The sequence below is a fragment of the Myxococcus stipitatus DSM 14675 genome, from assembly GCF_000331735.1.
Taxonomy (GTDB): Bacteria; Myxococcota; Myxococcia; order Myxococcales; family Myxococcaceae; genus Myxococcus; species Myxococcus stipitatus.
Map to the genome: position 1 here is coordinate 10,120,600 of NC_020126.1, position 19,838 is coordinate 10,140,437.

General features: G+C 66.9%; 17 protein-coding genes. 4 read left to right on the forward strand and 13 right to left on the reverse strand.

Annotated elements, in window-relative coordinates; genetic code table 11:
• Window positions 1-49: 49 nt before the first annotated feature.
• The 12 genes from MYSTI_RS39375 to MYSTI_RS39430 all read right to left on the reverse strand — a co-directional run bounded on the left by MYSTI_RS39375 (window position 50) and on the right by MYSTI_RS39430 (window position 14,534).
• Window positions 50-667 carry a hypothetical protein gene (locus tag MYSTI_RS39375; RefSeq protein WP_169558697.1) on the reverse strand — a complete coding sequence of 206 codons (618 nt, stop codon included), beginning with the start codon at window positions 665-667 and terminating at the stop codon, window positions 50-52.
• A gap of 33 nt (window positions 668-700) precedes the next feature.
• A complete protein-coding gene (locus tag MYSTI_RS39380; RefSeq protein WP_144370234.1) occupies window positions 701-1,009 on the reverse strand; it encodes a hypothetical protein in 309 nt (102 codons plus the stop codon).
• A 149-nt stretch (window positions 1,010-1,158) separates the two neighbouring features.
• Window positions 1,159-1,701, reverse strand: a complete 543-nt coding sequence (locus MYSTI_RS39385; protein ID WP_044282615.1) for a hypothetical protein — start codon at window positions 1,699-1,701, stop codon at window positions 1,159-1,161.
• A 325-nt stretch (window positions 1,702-2,026) separates the two neighbouring features.
• Window positions 2,027-3,499 carry an SAVED domain-containing protein gene (locus MYSTI_RS39390; protein WP_015353468.1) on the reverse strand — a complete coding sequence of 491 codons (1,473 nt, stop codon included), beginning with the start codon at window positions 3,497-3,499 and terminating at the stop codon, window positions 2,027-2,029.
• Window positions 3,500-3,516: 17 nt separating this feature from the next.
• Window positions 3,517-5,319, reverse strand: coding sequence for an SAVED domain-containing protein (locus MYSTI_RS39395; protein ID WP_015353469.1), 1,803 nt, complete (start codon window positions 5,317-5,319; stop codon window positions 3,517-3,519).
• Between the two features lie 97 nt (window positions 5,320-5,416).
• The gene (locus MYSTI_RS39400) at window positions 5,417-6,292 is read right to left on the reverse strand and encodes a nucleotidyltransferase domain-containing protein (protein ID WP_015353470.1); all 876 of its coding nucleotides are present in this window, start codon (window positions 6,290-6,292) and stop codon (window positions 5,417-5,419) included.
• A gap of 72 nt (window positions 6,293-6,364) precedes the next feature.
• Window positions 6,365-7,222 carry a serine/threonine-protein kinase gene (locus tag MYSTI_RS39405; protein ID WP_015353471.1) on the reverse strand — a complete coding sequence of 286 codons (858 nt, stop codon included), beginning with the start codon at window positions 7,220-7,222 and terminating at the stop codon, window positions 6,365-6,367.
• Entirely contained in the window at window positions 7,222-8,043 is an 822-nt protein-coding gene (locus MYSTI_RS39410; protein ID WP_015353472.1) for a sigma-70 family RNA polymerase sigma factor, read from the reverse strand. The genes MYSTI_RS39405 and MYSTI_RS39410 overlap by 1 nt, the downstream gene beginning before the upstream one ends.
• Entirely contained in the window at window positions 8,036-11,434 is a 3,399-nt protein-coding gene (locus MYSTI_RS39415) for a serine/threonine-protein kinase (protein WP_015353473.1), read from the reverse strand. The genes MYSTI_RS39410 and MYSTI_RS39415 overlap by 8 nt, the downstream gene beginning before the upstream one ends.
• Window positions 11,435-11,512: 78 nt before the next feature.
• Window positions 11,513-12,325, reverse strand: coding sequence for a carbohydrate ABC transporter permease (locus MYSTI_RS39420; protein ID WP_015353474.1), 813 nt, complete (start codon window positions 12,323-12,325; stop codon window positions 11,513-11,515).
• Complete coding sequence (locus MYSTI_RS39425; RefSeq protein ID WP_015353475.1) at window positions 12,322-13,257, reverse strand: carbohydrate ABC transporter permease; 936 nt, start codon at window positions 13,255-13,257, stop codon at window positions 12,322-12,324. The genes MYSTI_RS39420 and MYSTI_RS39425 overlap by 4 nt, the downstream gene beginning before the upstream one ends.
• Window positions 13,254-14,534 carry an ABC transporter substrate-binding protein gene (locus tag MYSTI_RS39430; protein WP_015353476.1) on the reverse strand — a complete coding sequence of 427 codons (1,281 nt, stop codon included), beginning with the start codon at window positions 14,532-14,534 and terminating at the stop codon, window positions 13,254-13,256. The genes MYSTI_RS39425 and MYSTI_RS39430 overlap by 4 nt, the downstream gene beginning before the upstream one ends.
• An 840-nt stretch (window positions 14,535-15,374) precedes the next feature.
• Between MYSTI_RS39430 and MYSTI_RS39435 the strand changes: the two genes are divergently transcribed.
• The 3 genes from MYSTI_RS39435 (at window position 15,375) to MYSTI_RS39445 (ending at window position 18,062) form a co-directional block, all read left to right on the forward strand.
• Window positions 15,375-15,794, forward strand: a complete 420-nt coding sequence (locus tag MYSTI_RS39435; RefSeq protein WP_015353478.1) for a hypothetical protein — start codon at window positions 15,375-15,377, stop codon at window positions 15,792-15,794.
• Between the two features lie 150 nt (window positions 15,795-15,944).
• A complete protein-coding gene (locus tag MYSTI_RS39440; RefSeq protein ID WP_015353479.1) occupies window positions 15,945-16,355 on the forward strand; it encodes a hypothetical protein in 411 nt (136 codons plus the stop codon).
• A 651-nt stretch (window positions 16,356-17,006) separates the two neighbouring features.
• The gene (locus tag MYSTI_RS39445; RefSeq protein WP_015353480.1) at window positions 17,007-18,062 is read left to right on the forward strand and encodes a fatty acid desaturase family protein; all 1,056 of its coding nucleotides are present in this window, start codon (window positions 17,007-17,009) and stop codon (window positions 18,060-18,062) included.
• 1 nt (window position 18,063) lies between these two features.
• Here the strand turns inward: MYSTI_RS39445 and MYSTI_RS39450 are convergent, their stop codons facing one another.
• Window positions 18,064-19,044, reverse strand: coding sequence for a DUF4846 domain-containing protein (locus tag MYSTI_RS39450; protein ID WP_015353481.1), 981 nt, complete (start codon window positions 19,042-19,044; stop codon window positions 18,064-18,066).
• A 192-nt stretch (window positions 19,045-19,236) separates the two neighbouring features.
• Here MYSTI_RS39450 and MYSTI_RS39455 point away from each other — a divergent pair, with 192 nt between their 5' ends.
• The gene (locus MYSTI_RS39455) at window positions 19,237-19,830 is read left to right on the forward strand and encodes a CDP-alcohol phosphatidyltransferase family protein (RefSeq protein WP_015353482.1); all 594 of its coding nucleotides are present in this window, start codon (window positions 19,237-19,239) and stop codon (window positions 19,828-19,830) included.
• Window positions 19,831-19,838 lie beyond the last annotated feature (8 nt).

Sequence of the window (19,838 nt, forward strand, 5' to 3'; positions counted from 1 at the left end):
CAGCCGTCCACACAAACAGGCTCACGGGACTCCGAGTTCCCGGCGCATCCTAGTCCGCCACCGCGAGCTGCTCGACCCGGCCTCGGCCGTTGTAGACCGTGCCGACTGGGACGAACTTGCCCTTCTGGAGCGCGGTGACGACCCGACTGAAGCCGATGTAGCTGTTGACCCGGCATGAATCAGGCGAAGAGAGAGAGAAGACCAGCACATCCCGCTCCCAGGTCTTTCCCGTCCGCTCATTGAGGAACAAGGTCGGGTGCCAATCCTGCCTGCCGAGGCGCGGCTCGTACGCACCGCCCAGCGCGAGCATCTCCGTGTGGCTCGGGGCGACGAGGTCTATCGGCAGGACACAGTATCGCTCCGAGACTTCACCCTCGGCTCGAAGCGGGGCCACGTGCCCCACGAACCACTTCTCCCTTCCTTCGTCATCAGGCGCGGAGAAGAAGACCGCGCAGTACCCCCACGAGCGGCCGTCACGAGACGAAGCGGGCGGCTCCCGCATGCGCTCGCAAGCGGCCTCGACGAGAGCCTCCATGCTGTCATGGGGGCCCGCCAACGGACCTTCGTACCGGACAGGTCCCTTGGCGTCATCCACGACACGAATCTTCAGCGCATCACGGCTGGAGGCGCAGCCCCCCGCACCAGCGCAAGCCAGTATCGCAAGCATCCATCGAATCATTGGAGTCCCCCAGGTCCCAGGCTATTGGCTGCGGACGATACGGCCCTTGCCATCAATGACATACTCCGCGCCCCCATCGAGAATCTCGTCGGACAAGCCACATCGTCCGACGTGAGGCGTGAAGGACACGTAGAAGAGCCCCTCGCCATAGGCCATGGCTTGCACGTCATACGTGCTCCGCCTGGACAGACACTCCGAGAGGGCCTCACTGTCTCCATGGGACTTCACCTTCGAGCCCGGAGGGAGGAACTCGTTCATGGCGACCTCCAGCGCGGCGACCAACGGCCCCTGCAGGTCGACGGCCCCGGTGAAGGAGTCGGGGAACGCCACGCGTTCTCCCTCGGCCAAGGGGATTCGCTCTGCCTTCGTACGCGCATGGGGTCCCAGGGACGAACAGCCACCCGACAGCAGCCACACCAAAGCAGGCAGCCACCGCTTCATCCGTTCTGGCTTCATTCCAGACCTCCCTTCTCGCGGCCTCAAGGCAGCCACTCCTGACCGTCAAACAGCGTGACCCGTCCATACTGCCCTTCGGCCTTGCCGATGGAGACCCAAGCCCCGTCTCGCAGAGCATATACAAGGCGAGTGAAGTAATTGTACTTGAAGGTACTGCAGCGCCCATCTCGCTCCCTGTAGAACACGAGCAATTCGCGGTCCCAGACGCGCTGGGTCTCCCTATCAAACACTCGGGAGGTTCCGAGCGGGGACCACCCCAGCGGCCTTCCCTTGCCCGTGTCCGGCCGAGAGAACTCGCGATTGTGGGGATGATTGTGCGCCGGTCCGAGGAGGATGTAGCTCTTCCGGTTCAACTCATTGATGGCCCTTGGGACGACACAGAACTTCATCCCATCGGGCCCATTGCCTCCCACATTCGAGAGGAAGCTCAGGTAGTACGCCTGGTCCTCGGGTGAGTAGTAGTGAAGAGCGCAGTACTCCATGCCGTACTCGCCATTCGCATCGCCGTGCGAGGCCCCTGGCTGGCTCGTCACCTTCTCGCAGCCATCTTCGGCCAGCTCCTCCATGGTCTCGTAAGGCCCGGCCCAAGGTGCGTCCACGCGCAGGACTCCTTCTGGAGTCCGCACGACGCGGACATTGAGATTGGGCGTGCTGCATCCCAAACACAGGCATCCCAGCACCCAAGCCAGGGCCTGTGTCAGGCAACGTCTTCTGGTCATACGTCCCCCCTTGAAACACTGATTCAACGCCTCTCGGCATCACGGCGAGGGACAGAGCCGCACAGAACCCCTCGAGGATTCCCGCGACCTGCCCCCTTTCAAGCATCTATTCACCTGTCAAAGACCACCCAACCCCATGCCCGCGCCGACCGAGCGCAGCGCGGACGAACACTCACCCCGTCTGAAGCGTGAACACGGGCACATACCGCTCATCCACGGCACGCTCGTGAACCACCACGGGGCCCACCGCGTTGAGCCGCTGCCCCAGTAACAAGCAACACGTCGACGGCGCATAGAGCAGCAAGTGCGTCGAAGCAGCGCGATACCGATTCCTCGCGCGTCGAATCAACTCCCGAGCCTGGACGGCGAACGCCACTGCATCGCCCGCCGACGTGACAGCCCCATCCCCGGGCCCACCCTCCGGCTCCAGGACGAGCACCGCGCGATGAACACTCGGGTGCGCGGCCTCGAAGCGCTCCAGGTCCACCCGCGCATCCTGGGTGAGCTGGAACAACACCAGCAGCACCTTGGCGTCCGGAGCACCCTCGCGCTCGAGCGCCGTCAATCCCCTCGTCGACACCCCCACGTCCGAGCGCCACAGGAACGTCTCCCCCCGAGTCACCTGCTCCGAGCGGAATCGGAAGCCCGCCGCCTCCGAGAAGTGGAAGCCCACGGCCAGCGCCACGCTCAGCGGCACCTTGCCCCGGAAGTCCACCAACGCACCCTCGGGCCTGTCCGCGAGCCGCTGCCTCGCCGCACGCAGCTCCGGAATCAACTTCTCGCGCCACACCGTCTCCTCCGGGAGCCTGCGCGTCTCCCGGTCGAAGTACGGCGTCCAGTCCAGCTCCTCGGTGGGCGGCTGTTCCCACCTCCGTCGAACCCAACCATGAACCCACAGGCTCACCACGGGCCCATCATCCCGAGGTACGAACAGCTTCCGCGCGCGAAGGAACTCCATCAACGACTCGCGAGTCACTCGCTTCGCCGCGCCCGACACCTCCACCCACTCGCGCAGGACATCGACCACCACGGCCCTCGGCGTTCTCCCTCGCTGAAGCCCGTGGTGAGCCATGCGGTCATCGACCATCTCCTCCAACTCGCGGATGCTCGAGAACCCGAGCCGAAAGCGAAGGTCCCCGAAGAACGCGCGAAGCTCCTCCAAAGTCGTCTCGCACCGCGCTGCCCACCGCGTGCCCCCTTCCAGGAACGAGCCCAACCGAGTCTCCGTGAAGAACTCCTGCGCGAGCGAGCAATCCCGCCCACGCAAGTACCGCCCCAGGGACGCCTCCGCGCTCCAGTTGCTCACCAGCCACACCTCCGCGGGCCCTCGCTCGCGCAGCTTCCGCCAGCTCACGAAGAGCTTGTGCAGGAGCGCGCGCCCTCTTCCTCCAGGTGCCTCGGAGACTGCATCCAACGAGTACTGACTTCGATGGTCCACGTGCCACTTCACCTGCACGTAGCGGCTGACCACTCCCGAACCCTCGCGCGCATTCAGCGTGACATCGTCCGCGGCCCCCGCATCGGGGTGTTCGAGATAGCCACACTCGAAGGGGCTCTTCTCCTCGAGCAACCGCAGCAGCTCGTACCAGGCATAGAGGTACTGGTACCGGTCCCCTTCGAGCCGGGATGCGCTTTGTTCCCCCATGGCGGGTCCCCTCTCCTCTAGCGAGGCTGAATCAGCTCACGGCGTCGGTTGAAGAGCTCCTCGAAGAGCCTCCGCATTCCCTCCTGGGCGTCCTCGCGCGGCAGCTCATCCCAGCGGCTGAGAGCCTCGAGCACTCGCGCCACCCAGCGGCCGTCGTTGTCTCGCACCAGCTTTCGCTGGAAGTAGATGCCCGTCACCAGCTCATCACCTGGGTCCACGCCCAGCAGGTTCACCCGCTGCTGCGAATACGTCTCGAAGGGGTCTGGCGACGTCTCCAGCCCCGCGACTTCAACGGTGACACGCTCCAAGGGGGGCGCGGCCCCCGTCTCTCGCGCCAGGGCGTGCAGCCGGCAGGCCTGGAAGAGCCAGATGAGGTAGCGCCGCAGCCTCCGCTCGGAGAGCGCGCGAATGGGGCGCTCGGGCTCGAAGACGCGTAGGCTCTCCACCGCGTTCCACACGATGGTCTCCATCGTCTGAATCTCGCCAGCATCCGTCACGGTGCCCGGCTGCTTCGCCTTGCGCCAGGCCAGCGCGGCCTCGATGGCGACCGCGTCCGCGTCGAAGTCCGCGGCCTCCAGCACGAAGCCCGTGCGCCCGCTCCCGCTGAACGTGTACGAAGTCAGTCCGCCCTGATGGACGTGGAAGACCTCGTGCACCATGAAGAGGCGGACGCACTCACGCCAGGCCTCGGCATCCACGCGCTCGCGCAGCTTCTTCAGCCCGAGCAGCATCCCCACCTCGAAGCTCCACTTCCCCTTGCCGATGTGCCGGTACAGCGGCGCCGGCGTGGTCGCGGGGCTGTCTTCGATGGAGCTGCTTAGGAACGCCTTGCCGTCAATCGCATCCAGCAGCCCCTTCTGCGCGGGCTCGCTCAGCCAGGTGACGAGCTCCTGGTGGACTCTGCGCACGTCCCCCAACATCTTGGTCGCTTCGATGAACTGCGCCTGAGTGGGCTCCGTCGCGAGCGGCGCGGCGCGCCCCGCCTTCATCTCGTGGACAGGCAGGTACTGCTTCCGGTCGGCGTCGAAGTGGTGGAGCCACAGCGGATGCTGTGTGTTGACGTTCACCGCGGTGCCCAGCGCCGCGGCGAGGCTGCCGGGGCAGTGCATGGCCAGCAACACGGACTGCGCGCCCTCCAGTCGCTCGTGCAGCGCATCGAGCACCTCGCGGAGTTGCTCCGCCGCGCGAGACGCTTCGGCCGGGTCCCGAAGGGCCTCCGGCGACGTCCCCCGCGCGGGCTTCATGCACACGGTGGCCAGCAGGTCCGAGCCATGGCGCTTCTGGAACTCCGCCAGCGCACTGTCACGGATGGGGCGAGTCACCTCGACGATGAGCGCCACCTGTCCACGTCCGCCTTGCTTCGCCGCGGGAAGCCCCTCCACCACGAAGAAGTCCTCGGACGACGGGAGCTGCGTCCGGCTGTAGCCCAACGACCACACCCCTTCATCCGACTGCTGATACACCCGCAAGGGGCGCCGGGGGAGGCACGAGACCAAGTGCATCATCAGCGCCAGCGGCGCGCACCCGAAGAGATAGACGGGGAGGTGGTCCAGCCCCAGCTCCTTCTCCTTCTGGACCAGCGCGTTCGCGAAGCGCTCGTTCTCCAGGAACGCCCCGGCCCACTCCTCTCCTCGCAGCGCGCGGACGCTCTGCTCCATCTCGTGGGGATGAAGGACGAACGAGGCCACGTCCCGATAGCCCTCCTTCCCCTCGCGCAGGACGGCCTGCCTAACGGCGTCTTCGATGACGGGCCTGTCGTGCTCGTAGCGAAGGATGAGAGCCTGGGTCCTGGGGTTGATGAGCAACTCGGTGTTCCGCATGTCCACTCCTCGGGGGATGACGGATGACCTTCGGAACAGGAGACGCCAACCGCGAACGGCCCCCTCGCGACCCTGTGCTTTTTCTTCGCGTCCCGCGTCAGGGCTCGAACGTGCGGTACCTGTCCCCGAAGAGCTTCCGGAGCTGTGCGTGCGGACCTGAGTGGTCACACTCGCTCACTTCGCTCACCTCGTTCGCACGGCGAACAGTCCGTGAAGCGCTCAGGAACAACTGCTGGGCGGATTCCCGCTGTCCCTTCTCGAAGCCCGCATCCACGTTCCCCCCGAGTCCCGCCGGGTCACTGCAGGGGTGCATCACTCGCTTGGAAAGGAACTCGAACACGTCTCCGAGCTGCTCCAGGAGAGTGCCCGTCGGTGGCCTCGGCAGCGCCTGGTAGCACATCGCCTCCAGATGAAATGAGCGCAGCGGGCTCGACTGCTGCTGTCGATTCCAGTGCTTCACCAGCTTGATGAGCCGGTTGAGCTGATGCCCCGCCGCGGCATCGGCTTCCGCCGCTACGGCCTGGTGCCGCTTCGGGTTCGTGTGAATCCACGCCCCCGTCTCCCGCTCGGGGATGAGATACCCCATCTTCTCGTGCTGGTATGCGGGCACGATGTCGATGTCGATCTTCGACGAGAAGGCGATGCGCACGGAGTGATTCTGCAGCCGGGGCAGCTCGCGTTCGGTCCACTCTTCCGTGAAGACCTGGCGGATCTGCTTGAGCGTCTCGTCCGTGGTCTTGGAGCCACGGGGATGCCGACGAGGGTTGAGCACGACGAACAGGTCCACGTCGTTCAACGGATGCACCGCGGTGCCTCGACCATACGAGCCGGAGATGAAATCCTCGGGCGGCGCGAGCGCATGACGCAGGATGGCTCGCACCACCTCGTGCTGACGCGTCACTGCCTTGTGCCGAACCGGAGGTATTTCCAATTCTTCCACGAGCCGTTGCATCGCCTGCCTGACGGTCCACATGACTTGTGCTCCTCACGTGTGAAGTGCGCGTGCACCAAGCAAGATGCCAAGCCACACCAAATCCCTCGCGCCTCAATTCGCGAGGGCATCCAAGGAGCGCAGCACCTCCGCCATGGAAGGGCGGCGTCCAGCCACCTTCGCCAGCATCGCTCCCAGCAACGAGCGGAGCCCCTCGGGAGCGACTCCCTCCAGACGACCCAAGGGCGGTGGCTTCACCACATGCTGATACTGAAGGCCGCTGTGCGTCTCCGCGACAAATGGCGGCTCCCCCGCCAGCAGGTGGAAGCCCAGCACGCCCAACGCGTAGACATCCACCTTCGCGTCCACGCCCTTCGGACTCCTCCACTGCTCCGGGGCCATATATTCGCCTGTCCCAAGCAGCGCATCCTTCGCCGTGGACACATAGAGGTCCGTCACCGGCGCGCCCGCCTCGAGAACACGGCGAGCCAACCCCAAGTCCGCGAGCCGCACCTCCAGGGTGCCTCTGTCCAGAGGTGCCACCAGGACATTCTCGGGCTTCACGTCGCGATGGATGACACCCCGTTCGTGCAGATAGAGAAGCACCTGCGAGAGCTGCCGGAGGATCCCCACGCTGTCCCCCAGTGACAGGTGCCCACCTCGCTCCCTGAGCAACCCGAGAAGACTCACCGGCAACCATTCCATCACCAGGAAGGGAGCGCCATCCTCCGGGGTTTCCCCCAACGCGAGCACCTTCACCAGGTACGGATGACGGAGCTGCTGAAGTGTCTGAGCCTCGTTGAGGAAACGCGCCACCACCTCTTTCTGAAGGCTCGCCTCCGAGGTCAACATCTTCACCGCCGCCCAGGAACCATCGGCTGGGTGGCGGGCCTGATAGACGTCGCTCGACCCGCCGACCGCGACTCGGTTGACGATGACGTACTCTCCGACCCGCGTACCGGAGGCTCGCATCAGGAGTTCCTGGACGGGTCCAACGCGCGCAGCCTGGGCATCCATTGCAGCATTCCCCGCAGCTCCTCGGCGCAGGAGGGATGCTTCGCCACGAACGCCTCCACATCCACCTTCTCGCCCGCTTCGCGGCGCCGGAGATAGCGGCAGTAGGCGGCATCCGCTTCGTTCCGCATCGCGGCGACTTCGGGAGTCAACGGGCCGTCCTCGTCCGGTTCCTCGGTCATGTAGCTTCGCAACGCCCGGGACCCCCGCTGCATGAGGCCCTCCACGGATTTCTGCGTCTTGCCCAAGGACTCCGCGATGGCCTTCACGGGGAGCTCGTCCAAGTAGAACATGCTCAAGGCTTGGTGCTGGTCCGGCTGCTGCTCCGCGAGCCAACTGAAGGCCGCGAGCACGCGCCGCCATTCCTCCTGATGGGCGGTCACCTGGCTGGGACTGGGTCCCCTCGCCTTCACCGCCAGGGCATCCTTCGAGTCCAGGGGAACCGTGTCCATGACGTCTCGCTGCTGACGGGTGCTGTGGCGGTACGTCTGGGTGGCTTCATTCTTCACGATGCGGGTCAGCCAGCCCCAAAACTCGCCCTCGGTATCCCCCTTGAAGCGGTCGATGTGCTGAAACACCTTCAGCAGGGAGTCTTGAGAGATGTCAGAGGGACGAGCGCCAATCTTCTCGACCATGGCCTTGCGCTTCGGCTCTTTGACCAACCGGCTCGCTCTCTCCATGCAACGGCGCAACAGCTCTTCTCGCGCCAGGCTGTCTCCCGAACGGGTGCGGGTCAGCAAATCCTCGAATGGCACCTTCGATACCGTCAGCTCAGTCATTCCCATCCCCCCTCATCTGAGTGGCTCCCTCTTCGCACGCCAGGGCCTTGAAGCGCACATCCTCCGCATCCTGTTTGATGAACTCTTGAACAAGCGCGCAGCGGTCCGCGTGCCAGTCCGGTGGAGTCAGCTTGCCTCGCCGCGCATCCAACTGCTCGAGCCCCTGCAGCGCCTCCGCGAGGACCAAGGCAAACCGCTTGCTGGTTCTTTCTCCAGCACGCAGCTCCGTCCCCAGTTTCTCCGCCTCGCGCAGGCTCGCATCCGCGTCCGACCATCTCGCCTCGTCCATCGCGAGTCGCGCGTTCCACACCAGCACCCGTGCCAACATCAACCTGCGGTGGTGGTCCCCTGGATGGGCCGCCACCTCTGGCCGCAAGAGCCCCACTGCTTCATCCAACTGACTCCTGGATTCTTCGACTCGGCCCTCACGGCGCAGAACCTCCGCCTGATGCCCCAGGGCCTCGGCATGGAGCGAAGCCCCATACTTGGGATCAACCCTGGAGAACAGTGACAGGGCCTGGCCAAACAGCCGGATGGACTCCGCTGGTCGCCCCTCTTTGAACTCCAACTCCGCCATCTCCCCGCTGCTGACGGCCGAGCCTCTGTCCCCCTCGAGGGAAGGAGGTGAGCTGGCGCCCTGCTCGTCGAAGTACCTGTCCGATTGAACGAAATGAAACCTCGCCTCCTTCAACCTTCCCGCCGCCATATCGACCTTGCCCTGCTTCGAGTGATTGAGCGCCCACTGCATCCGGTGGTCCTCATCCACGAACCCTCTCCGCGAGGCCTGGCGCAGAAGCTCTCGGGCCGTCTCCAGATGTTGGTTCGCGGCGCGGAGTGAGCCGTTCAAGAACTCCACGTCCGCCTGACGGTGAGCGGTATCCACCCTCACGCCGAGAACCTCACGCCGCTGTGGGTCTTCCTCCGGAAGTCCCTGCACGGTGCTCGCGAGGTCCCGCAGCAAAGAGCGCCGGACCTCCAACGTATTGGGGATCCAGCTCAGCTCCCAGTCGGCATCCGAAACGATGTCGTTCGCCGTATCGAGGACATGGATGAGGTTCTTGTCCGCCCGCTGCCGCTCACGCCTTGCGTGCATCGTGACGAAGAGCATCGCGCACATCGCCAGGGAAGCAGCGACCACCCGCGCACCGCGCATCCTCCCCCCGCGCTGCTCCATTTGAGTCGAAGCTCGAAGGAAGGACTCGGCACGAGCACTGACGCCACGGCCACCTGCGCCCCCCTCCTTGTACTGCGCGAGCAGCGTGCCCTGCGGCAGCCCCTCCGGGGGCCGCCCCGCCTCCTCCCAGTGCCTCGCGGTGTCCTCCAGGTTCGCGCGAAGTTCCAATCGCCGCCGCTCCTCGTCCAACCACCGGACGAGCGAGCCGACACGCTGCAACAGCGTCTCGTGCACCAGGTCCACGCGCTGTGCCTCGGGCTCCTGCTCCCCGGACAGCACCACCAGCCGTGGCCCGGACTCACCCCCCTTCGCCGCCGAGTGCCCGCTCAACCGCAGCAGGGTCTCCTCGGCCAATTCATCCCCATTCGCCTCCAGCAACAACTCGCGCCGGGAACGGGGCCGTCTGGTATCCGGCGCGCCACGCCCCACCTGCACCAGCCCCAACAGCAGCCATTTCGCACGCGCGAGCCCCTGCTCCCCCAGCGACGCGAGGAGCTCCTCGGCCTGCTGCGACAGGGCCCCGCCCACACCTCCCATGCGGTCATAGTGCTCGTGGGTCAGCGGCGCGCCGCCGCTCGTCGCCCACAATGAGCGCAGGGCATGCCCCAGCAACGGCAACCCGCCGCCCTCGCCCTTCGCGTCCCGCGCCATCCGGACATCGAGCCCATCGCTCAGCTTCAGGCCCGCCTGCTTCGCCATGCCGCGGACCACCGTCACCAGCGTCCCCTCATCCATGGGCAACAAGGGATATCGTGCGGCGCGATGAAGCAGTTGAGACACCCCCGGAAGCAGCTCCAGCCGGTGCACGAAGTCACTGCGAAGGCTCGTCAGCAACCGCAGTCGGCAATCCTCCCCAGACAGCGCGTTCGCCAGCAGCTCATCCACCACCAGCCGCTCAGCCGCGCCCGACGTGAAGAGCTCCTCCAACGGGTCCACCACCAACAGGAGCAAGGTCCCCTTGGGCACATGCTCGACGACCAGCGTCCGCAGTGCCTCGGGGCCCCCTCGAAGCCTCTGCTCCACCCCCTCCGCATCCAGGGTCTGGAAGGCCTTCGAGAGTGCCTGCGCGAGACTCCGCAGCGGCTCGTACGAAGGCCGGGCAACCGCCACACACCATCGAGGCGCCCCCGAGGGACCGGGCCGCTCGAGCCTGGGCAACACGCCGGCCTGAAGCAACGAGGACTTTCCGACCCCACTCTGTCCTTCCAACTGCACCCAACGGCGCGAGCCGAGCCGAGCCTCTCCCAAGGAGTCCAAGACCGCCTCGGCGTCCTTCTTGCGGCCGAAGAACAGCTCCGCCTGCGTCTCGCTGAAAGGAGCCAATCCAGGCACGGGACAGGTGTCCTGGTCCCACGTCCACGGGCGACCGAGCATGTCACCACACCGCGCCATCGTCGGTCGCTCCGCGGGAGTCTTCGCCAGCATGGACGCAACGAAGGTGGAGAGCGCGCCCGGTATCGCCGGCACGCACTGTCCGACGAGCGGCGCATGCTTCTCCAGGTGCGCGGCGATGACCTCCACCACCTCCTTCGAGTCAAACGGCTTCTTTCCCACCAGCAACTCGAAGAGCACCACCCCCAGGGAGTAGACATCCGCCGCGCCGGTCACTTCGGCGGCGTTCAGGAGTTGCTCCGGTGCCGAGTAGTAGTGCGTCCCCATCAGCACCGAGTCGTGAGTATGGACCTGAGTGGCGGCACGCTCGTCACTCACCATGGGCGGCAGCTTGGCGATGCCAAAGTCCAACACCTTGGTGCGGCGCCCTGACGCGGCACGTTCGTCGGGACAGAGGAAGATGTTCTCCGGCTTCAAGTCCCGGTGGACGATGTTCCGCTCGTGCACCTTCGACATCACCCGCGCCACCTGCGAACAGAACGCCAGTGCCTCCTCACGCGGCACAGGCCCCTGGCACTGCTCCATCCATCGGCGCATCGACTGCCCTTCAAGCAGCTCCATGACCAGGAACAGCTCGTCGGACGCCTGGTCCCCATGGAAGGCACGCACCACGTCCGGGATGTCCAGGTCCACCAACAGCCGCCGCTCTTGAAGGAAGCGCGACACGAGGTGCGGCTCCTCGGACGCCTCCGGAAGCAGCCGCTTCAACGCCACACGCTGTCCCGTGGGTTCGTGGATGGCCTCGAAGACCTCTCCCATCCCCCCACTATCAAGACGCTTCAACAACCGGAACGGGCCGACCTGGCCAAGCGAAGGACTGTGCATGGGGCCCGCAAGGACTTACCCCGCTCCAACCCTCCAAGAAAATCACCTCATTGTGGGGGTCATCTCCACCCCGTCTGCCTACTCCTTCACCGCCCCCGCGGTGAGCCCAGACACAATCCTCCGCTGGAACAGCACCGTCAGCACCACCAACGGCAGCGTGGCCACCACGGACGCCGCGGCAATCTCTCCCCACGGCTCCCGGTGCTCGCTCGCGAACAGGCTGATGGCCACCGGCACCGTCCGCTTCTCCGGCGTGGTCAGGAACGTCAACGCATACAGGAACTCGTTCCACGAGAAGATGAACACCAGGATCGCCGTCGTCGCCAACCCGGGTGCCGCCAAGGGCAGCAACACCCGCCGGAACGCCTGGAACGGCGTACACCCATCCACCCGCGCCGCGCGGTACAGCTCATCCGGGAGCTGCTTGAAGAACGACGTCAGCACCCACAGCGTCAATGGCAGCGCGAACGTCGCATACGGCAACGCCAGCCCCACCAGCGAGTCCCGCAACCCCACCGCGCGCAGGATGAGATACAGCGGGCTCACCGTCGCGATCGGCGGGAACATGCTCACCGCCAGCGCCGCGCTCAGCAGCACCCCCTTCCCTCGAAACTCCAGCTTCGCCAGCGCGAATGCCGCCGCCGCGCCCACCACCAGGCAGAACGCCGTCGTCAGCGCCGCCACCACCAGCGAGTTCACCACCACGCGCAGGAACGGCCGCCCCCACAGCACGCTCACATAACTCTCCAGCGTCAGGTGCGATGGCCACGGCCGGGTCAGCTCCCCATCCGGCCACAGGCTCGTCAGCACCTGCCAGAGGAACGGCCCCAGGAAGAACGTCAGGAACGCCACCACCGCCAGCGCCATCCCCACTCCCACGCGTGGCTTCATCGCGCCGGCTCCTCTCGCCCCAACAGCCGCAGCCACACCGCCGCCAACACCACCACGCAGACGAACGTCGCCACCGACAGCGTGCTCCCATACCCGAAGTCCCCCGAGCGCATCAGCGTCTTGTACGCGTAGATGCTCAGCGTCTCCGTCGTGTTCGCAGGCCCCCCTTCCGTCAGCACATAGATGGCGTCGAACACCCGGAACGCATCCAGCGAGCGGAACAACAACGCCAGCAGCAGCGCCGGCTTGAGCAACGGCAACGTGATGGAACGGAACGTCCGCCACGCCGAAGCCCCATCCACCCTCGCCGCCCGATACAAGTCCTCCGGAATCCCTTGCAGCCCCGCGAGCACCAGGAGCGCGACGAAGGGCGTCGTCTTCCACACGTCCACCAGGATGGCCGCGTGCAGCGCATACCCCGGCGCCCCCAGCCAGTTGATGTCCGCCCCCCACAACAACCGGTTGATGAGCCCCGAGTCCGGATTGAACATCCACGCCCACAGCCGCGCGCTGACCACCGTGGGTATCGCCCACGGCACCAGCACCGCCGCGCGCAACAACCCTCGCCCCGGAAACGCGCGCTGGAGCAGCAACGCCAATGGCACCGCGAGCAACACCTCCACCGTCACCGCCACCAGCGTGAAGTACGCCGTGTTCCCCAAGGCCGACCAGAACCGCGCATCCCCCAACAGGTACGCGTAGTTCCCCCACCCCACGAAGCGCTTCTCCCCGAACACCAGGATGAAGCGGTGCAGGCTCAGCCACATCGCCGCGAGAATCGGATACAGCGCCACGCCCGCCAGCACCCCCACCGCGGGCGCCACCAGCCAGTACGCCTGCCTCCGCTCCCGCTCCAGCGAGCCGCGTCTCCCCCGCGGGCGCACCGGCTCCACCGCCCGAGGCGCCTCGACCTGCTTCTCCAGCGGCCTCATCGGTCCTCCCCCGTGAGGTGGTCCACCTGACGCTGCGCCCGCTGGAGCGCGGCCTCGGGCGTGCGCAGGCCCGCCACCGCCGCGGAGAACTCGCTCTGCAACACATCCGCGATGAGGTTGTAATAGGGCGTCGCCGGCCGGGAGCGCGCTCGCTCCGCCATCTCCCGCAGGCTCGCGATGAACGGCGCCCGCGCCTTCAGCCTCGGGTCGTCATAGACAGCCTTCCGCGGTGGATTGCGCGCGTAGTGCACCGCCAGCACCAGGTTCGCCTCGTGCGACGTCAGATGCGCGATGAGCTTCGCCGCCAGCTTCTTCCGCTCCGGCGACACATGCGCATTCACCGCGAGCTGATATCCCCCCAGCGCCCCAAACCCAGGCGCCCCATCCACCGTCGGCAACGGCGCCATCCCCACCCGGCCTCGAATCGGCGAGTCCTCCTTCTGCGCCTCCCCCCACGCATAGGGCCAGTTGCGCATGAACACCGCCCGGCCCTCCTGGAACACCCGCCGCGACTCCTCCTCCCCGAACGCCATCACCGTCTCCGGCGACACGCCGCGCGTCAGCAGGCCCCGCAGGTACGCCAGCGCCTCGCGCCCGGCCTCCGTGTCCAACAACACCCGCCCGCCGTCGCCCAGCGCCCGCCCGCCGTGCCCCCACAGCGCTTCATAGACATTGCAGCTCAACCCCTCGTACTGCCGCCCCTGCCACACGAAGCCCTGCATCCCCGTGACTTTCGCCCGCGCCTCCAACGCGAAGCGCTCCAGCTCCGCGTACGTGCGCGGCGCCCGAGGCACCAGGTCCGTGCGGAAGTACAGCACCCCCACGTCCAGGTACCACGGCACCGCGTACGTGCGGCCCTCCAGCACCGCGGCCTCCACCGGGCCCGGCAGGAACTCGGCCTTCACTCGCTCGGGAGGAAACGCCTCCGACAGGTCCGCAATCCATCCCGCGCGCGCGAACTCCGGCACCCACACCACGTCGGCGATGAGCACGTCGAAGTCAGCGGCCCCGCCGCCCAGCGCCGTGAGGAAGAACTGGTGCGCCAGGTCCGAGGAGTTCGGCAGCGCCTCCGTGACGAGCGTCACCCCGGGGTTCTCCCGCTCGAAGCGGGCGAGCAGCTCACGGAAGGGCTCCGGCGGGCCCCACAGCGGCTGATACTTCAACACCAGCCGCGTCACACCCGGCTCGCCTCGTCCCCCGCCAGGCGAGCGCTGGCACCCCTGCGCCAGCCCCACCACGAGCCCCATCACGACAGTGAACACGAGCGTCCGGACCATGGGCGGCACCCATGACTCCAACCCCACCTCACACGGTCAAGCGTCCCCCGCACGCCTCGGTTCTCGGCTCAACACTCACCCACGTGATGCATGGGATGAAACATCACACCGCCGAAAAAGACTTGCGCCACCCCTGAGCCTCATGCAGATATGACCACAGCACGGGCAACCGTGCTGACCATGCGCTGACACCTCTTCACATCGCTTCCACTCTGCCTGGCGCTCACGAGCGCGGGGTGACGTCCTCCTGAGCGGAGGGCCGTCGCCACTGCCACGTGCTTCGCCGCGAGGAAGCGCTCCCACCCGATAGCATCACGGCTCCCGAGGTCCTGCCTCAGGTGCGTCCGGACGCGTGCGTCCAGGTCCACCTGTGCTCTCGCGCAGGGCGCGCGTGCGCCGTGTCTTCCTTTTCATTTCGCAGTCACGAGCGCCGTGTATGACAACCGATAACCGCAAGCCTTTGACCGAGGCGGGCCACGCCATGGCCGAGTCTCCTCCGCGTCCCCAGGAAGGCATTCCCTCTCATCCCAAGCCGGAGACGAAGAAGGGACCGGGCAGACCCGGCGCCTTCCCGCAACAGCCCGGGAAGCGCCCCGCCTCCCGACCGAGCCCGCAGATGCGTCCCGCGCGCCGCAACACCTTCCGCGGCAGATAGCGGAACCGTCACGAAGGGACGCCGAAGCCCCTCCTCCCCCTCCTGGCGGACACATCGGCTCCGCCAGGAGTGGAGAATCATGCTTTCCCCATCATCTCCGAGCCCTACCCGCGACGTGCGTTTGCCTCCGCCCCCCGAGGCAGCGTTATGCTTCCGACAGACAGCACCATTGGGCGGGGAACGACATGTCGGAGAAACCTCGGGAGTGGACGTTCGGCACGCATCGGGTTCGCATCGAGCCCCCCGACATCGCGGTGGCAACCTTCGTGGGCCCCATCTCGATGGATGAGGTCAAGCGCACCTGCGAAATCTACGGCGAGGTCTTCACCCTCGTGGGCCCCTACTACATCGTCGCGGAGATTGGCCGCGCCCAGCTCGACGCCACCGGCCGCCGCTACCTCTCCGAGAACAACCGCAGCGAGTGGTTCAAGGGCTGCGTCTACGTCGGCGCCGACATCGTTCAACAGACCTTCGGCAAGGCCATCTCCCTCGCCATGCTCTTCACCGGCAAGAGCAGCTTCGAGACCACCTTCGTCAAGACGCTCGAGGACGCGAACACCTGGGTCCAGCAGAACCGCGTGCGCAGCCAGCGCAAGGCAGGTTGAGCCTCACTCCCCTGTGTAAAGACTGACACCCGCGCTGTTCCCTACCGAACCCAGGACCCTCCGAAAGTCCTTGTTTGGTAGAGAGGACTGGATTCTCGCTCCCGGTTCACACGGCCAGTATGCTTGTGTCGTCTGAACAAGGGAGTGCCCATGCAGCAACAGGAATGGAAGTTCGGGACGCACCAGATTCACCACGAGCCGCCTGACGTCCTGGTGGCCTCGTTCAGCGGCATGTTGAATCTGGAGGACATGAAGCGCGCCGTCGAGATCTACGGGATTGCCGCCCAGAGTGGTCCCTACTACTTGATTGCGAATATCGGCAGCTCGCAGCTCCAGGCGGAGGCGCGCCGGTACCTCTCGGACAACAGCCGGGCGGAGTGGTTCAAGGGCTGCGTCTACGTGGGCGCGGACATGGTGCAGCAGACCTTCGGCAAGGTCATCTCGCTGGGCATGTTCCTCACGGGCAAGACGGAGTTCCGCACGGAGTTCGTGAAGACGATGGCGGAGGCGTACACCTGGGTCGCCCAGCAGCGCGGCGCCACCCTGCGCAAGAGCGGCTGAGGCCCTCGTGAGGTGAGCGCGCGGTGGCCCTCGTCCTCTCGAGGGCTCCGCCGCACCCGCTTCAACACCAGACAGTCCCGGCGCACCGCAGGGCGGACTCGCCCGCGGCGCCGCGCCTCGCCATCTCGGGAGGACCGGTCCCCAGAGGCCACACGGCACGACGGGGTGACGCTGGCGCGGTGACAGGACTCGACTCCGAAAGCGCGGCCGACCCTCCTCGGGAGGCCTCCAGGTGCACCGTCAGCGCCCTTCACCAGGGCCTGCTGGCGTCGCCCCAGCGCGTCAGCGCCCTCCTGGATCCCCCGCACCGGCGCACGGGCCCGCACCGGAATCCCTCACCCCACCCCCTCCCTGTCCTGAACCAGGCCCTGGCGCCGCGGGAGCGCCTCCGGAGCCTTTTGCTTGTCATTCCGAGGACTTCCGGCGAGCCCAGGTTCGAACGGACCCTCCATTTACACTCGTTTTTCTATGAAAACTCGTTTAACAGCACGACCGCCTCTGTCGACCCTTGTCGGTTTTCTTCGGACTTCCGCTGGCTGTTTGGGTAAGGGGTGCGTACGATACCGAGAGAATTTTCTTCCCATACTGGCCGCTTCTGCGCGAAAGAGTCTCTGAATACCCCGCTCGCTCGCAAAGCCAAGGAGTCCCCTCATGTACGCCGAAGTCGTTGACGAGGCGGATGTGCAGACAGCGCGACGCGTCGACCGACAAGCGCTCGCCGTCCTCACCCGTGAAATGTCCCGGGTCAGCAACCTCAAGGCCCTGTGTGCCCTTGCCACTCAATGGCTGGTCATCGGGGCGGCGTTCGCCGCGGTCATCGTGGTCGACCGTTGGTGGATGTGGCCCATCGCCGCGGTGCTCATCGCCACCCGTCAGCACGCGATGCTGGCGCTGATGCACGAGGCCGCGCACTTCCACTTCCTGTCGAACCGCAAGGTGGGCGACGTCGTCGCCGACCTGCTGTGTGCCTTCCCGCTGAACATGACGACGGCGGGCTACCGGCACCAGCACATGGAGCACCACCGCTACGTCAACACGGACAAGGACCCGTACTGGGCCAACCAGCAGGTGGACACGTCCTGGCACTTTCCGCGCACGCCGGTGCGGGCCGCGGCGGTGTTCCTGGGCGACGCGCTGGGCATCTACACCCCCAACCACCTGAAGGTCGTGCTGCCCTGGACGTACTGGGGCCGGCTCCTGGGTGGCGCGCAGCCGAAGATCTCCGTCGGCGAGCACCTGCGCTACGCGCTCTATGTCGCCGCGCTGGTCACCGTGCTGGTGACGACGGGCGCGTGGCTGCACTGGCTCTTGTTGTGGGTGCTGCCCACGACGACGGTGATGATGGCCTTCTTCCGGATGCGCGCGCTGGGCGAGCACCCCATCGACATCGAGCCGAAGGGCGACGAGACGCGCGAGACGCGCGACGTGAAGGGGACCTTCCTCGAGAACTTCTTCGTGGCGCCCCTCAACTGCAACTACCACCTCACGCACCACGCGTTCCCGTCCGTGCCCTTCTACAACCTGCCCGTCATGCACGAGCAGCTCGACCAGGCGGGCCTGCTCGAGGACGGCGTGAATCGCTTCGACACGTACCTGGGCAAGCGCAACAGCCTGATGGGCTACCTCACGCGCAAGCCGGAGTCCGCGGAGACGATGCCCGCCGAGGCCCCCCAGCCCCAGCGCGTGCAACTGCCCCTGCACTCGTAGGTCACGGGAAGCGCCGGGCGGACGTCCACGGAAAGGGCTTCCAGAACGGCGTGGCCACCGCTTCTCCCTCGAGCGGGAACCACGGCCCCAGCGCTCCTCCCGGAGACAGGACATGGAAGTCCTGGGCGGGCATGAAGCCCTGTCCCAGGAGCGCCACGCGGCGGCCCCCCGCGTCGGCCGCCACGTCCAGCACCAGCACCGCGTGCCCCGGGCTCCCGCCCAGCACGAAGAAGTCCCCCGCACGCAGGTCCTCGCGCGTGGGGCGGCCCTTGGCGGTCGCCAGCGACAAGGTGCCCGCGTAGGTGAACACCAGGTCCAGGTAGGAGCGGAACGCGGCCCTCGAGCTGTCCGCCGCGGCGCTCCGCACCCACGTCACCTTCGCGCCGGAGATGCGCGCCCGGTCTCCCGCCGCGTAGTTCGGCCAGGAGGCCAGGTGGCCACTCGTGAAGCGATAGGCAATCTGCTCCCGCTGCTGGCGCGACCACAGCCACTCCGCATGCAGGCGGATGACGGAGTCCGCGCACTGCTGGAGGTTGGCCGTGCCGATGTCCAGCTCCGCCACCGCCGCCAGCCGCGCGTCGTCGCCGGGCAGCACCTCTCCGCCCCGGAAGTGCAGCACGGGGGTGCCTTCGGCGCGCAGGGGCAGGCCGCGCAGCCACTCGGCGAACGAGCCTGACTCCACCGCCACGCGCGTGTAGCCCTCCGGCGCGGGGATGGAGAGGTCCAGGGGACGGACCTTCGCGTCCTTCGCCAGCCAGGCGTAGCGGGCCAGCTCGTCGCGCGAGGGGGCTCGGAGGGACACGGCGTCCGTCGTCGCGGGAGCCGCGGACTCCACCGCCGCGTGCATCACGCGAGGAACACGCGTGCTCGCCGGGCCCGCGCTCGCGAGCCCCGGACACAGCAGGGCCACCAGCGCGGCGCGGGGGAGCCACTTCGCGCCAGGGCGGGAGGGCGGGAGGGGCGGGCGTTCGGGCGTCGTCATGGAGGGGCTCGAGTCGGGAGGCGGTGCGATGAGTGGGAGGATTCTCGCCCGCCGGAAGTTCCCGCGCAGCTTCGTTTCCTGGGCCGCCCTCCTCCCGAGGAAGCCTGCTCGCCCTGGGGGTGGCTCGCGGCGGGTGGGCTCATCCCTCGCGGCAGATGCGTGAGCACGGCCGAGCACTACCTTTGGGGCAAGATGCGCCGCCAGGCGAGCCTCGTGCTGCTCAACACCTTGTCCCTATCCCGCCTGCCCATGGCGGTGGCGTTCATCGTCATCCCGGATGCGAAGGTGCGCGCGGGGCTCGTCATCCTGGCGGCGCTCTCCGATTTCCTCGACGGGTGGCTTGCTCGGCACAAGGGCCTGGCCACACGGCTGGGTGCCCTCATCGACCCGGTGGCCGACCGCGCCTTCATGGTGACGGCCGTCCTCGTCTGCTACCTCGACGGACTCATCTCCCTGCCGGAGCTCGTGCTGTTGCTGGTGAGGGATATCGGCACCGCGGTGGGCTTCATCGTCACGCGGCTGGTGCCGGGGCTGCGGCGGGTGGAGCTCAAGGCGCGGATGCTCGGCAAGGTCGTCACCTCGCTGCAGTTGGTGACGCTGCTGTGCGTGCTCTTGTTCCCCCCCGCGGTGAGGCCGCTCGTCGCGCTCATCGCCGTGCTGTCGCTCGCGTCGGTGGTCGACTACTCGCGCGCGGTGCTCCGGGCTCGGCCGAGGGGACGGGAGCGGTCTCGGCCCTCGGAGACCGCCGGGGCACGGGGGACGCCCATGCCCTCGGCCCGGAAGTGAGTGGAGTG

What these genes read in the sequence shown, in the direction of transcription:
- MYSTI_RS39375 (WP_169558697.1), bottom strand. Translation starts at nt 667, where the DNA reads ATGCTTGCGATACTGGCTTGCGCTGGTGCGGGGGGCTGCGCCTCCAGC.
- MYSTI_RS39385 (WP_044282615.1), bottom strand. Translation starts at nt 1,701, where the DNA reads ATGGAGGAGCTGGCCGAAGATGGCTGCGAGAAGGTGACGAGCCAGCCA.
- MYSTI_RS39390 (WP_015353468.1), bottom strand. Translation starts at nt 3,499, where the DNA reads ATGGGGGAACAAAGCGCATCCCGGCTCGAAGGGGACCGGTACCAGTAC.
- MYSTI_RS39395 (WP_015353469.1), bottom strand. Translation starts at nt 5,319, where the DNA reads ATGCGGAACACCGAGTTGCTCATCAACCCCAGGACCCAGGCTCTCATC.
- MYSTI_RS39400 (WP_015353470.1), bottom strand. Translation starts at nt 6,292, where the DNA reads ATGTGGACCGTCAGGCAGGCGATGCAACGGCTCGTGGAAGAATTGGAA.
- MYSTI_RS39405 (WP_015353471.1), bottom strand. Translation starts at nt 7,222, where the DNA reads ATGCGAGCCTCCGGTACGCGGGTCGGAGAGTACGTCATCGTCAACCGA.
- MYSTI_RS39410 (WP_015353472.1), bottom strand. Translation starts at nt 8,043, where the DNA reads ATGACTGAGCTGACGGTATCGAAGGTGCCATTCGAGGATTTGCTGACC.
- MYSTI_RS39415 (WP_015353473.1), bottom strand. Translation starts at nt 11,434, where the DNA reads ATGCACAGTCCTTCGCTTGGCCAGGTCGGCCCGTTCCGGTTGTTGAAG.
- MYSTI_RS39420 (WP_015353474.1), bottom strand. Translation starts at nt 12,325, where the DNA reads ATGAAGCCACGCGTGGGAGTGGGGATGGCGCTGGCGGTGGTGGCGTTC.
- MYSTI_RS39425 (WP_015353475.1), bottom strand. Translation starts at nt 13,257, where the DNA reads ATGAGGCCGCTGGAGAAGCAGGTCGAGGCGCCTCGGGCGGTGGAGCCG.
- MYSTI_RS39430 (WP_015353476.1), bottom strand. Translation starts at nt 14,534, where the DNA reads ATGGTCCGGACGCTCGTGTTCACTGTCGTGATGGGGCTCGTGGTGGGG.
- MYSTI_RS39435 (WP_015353478.1), top strand. Translation starts at nt 15,375, where the DNA reads ATGTCGGAGAAACCTCGGGAGTGGACGTTCGGCACGCATCGGGTTCGC.
- MYSTI_RS39440 (WP_015353479.1), top strand. Translation starts at nt 15,945, where the DNA reads ATGCAGCAACAGGAATGGAAGTTCGGGACGCACCAGATTCACCACGAG.
- MYSTI_RS39445 (WP_015353480.1), top strand. Translation starts at nt 17,007, where the DNA reads ATGTACGCCGAAGTCGTTGACGAGGCGGATGTGCAGACAGCGCGACGC.
- MYSTI_RS39450 (WP_015353481.1), bottom strand. Translation starts at nt 19,044, where the DNA reads ATGACGACGCCCGAACGCCCGCCCCTCCCGCCCTCCCGCCCTGGCGCG.
- MYSTI_RS39455 (WP_015353482.1), top strand. Translation starts at nt 19,237, where the DNA reads ATGCGCCGCCAGGCGAGCCTCGTGCTGCTCAACACCTTGTCCCTATCC.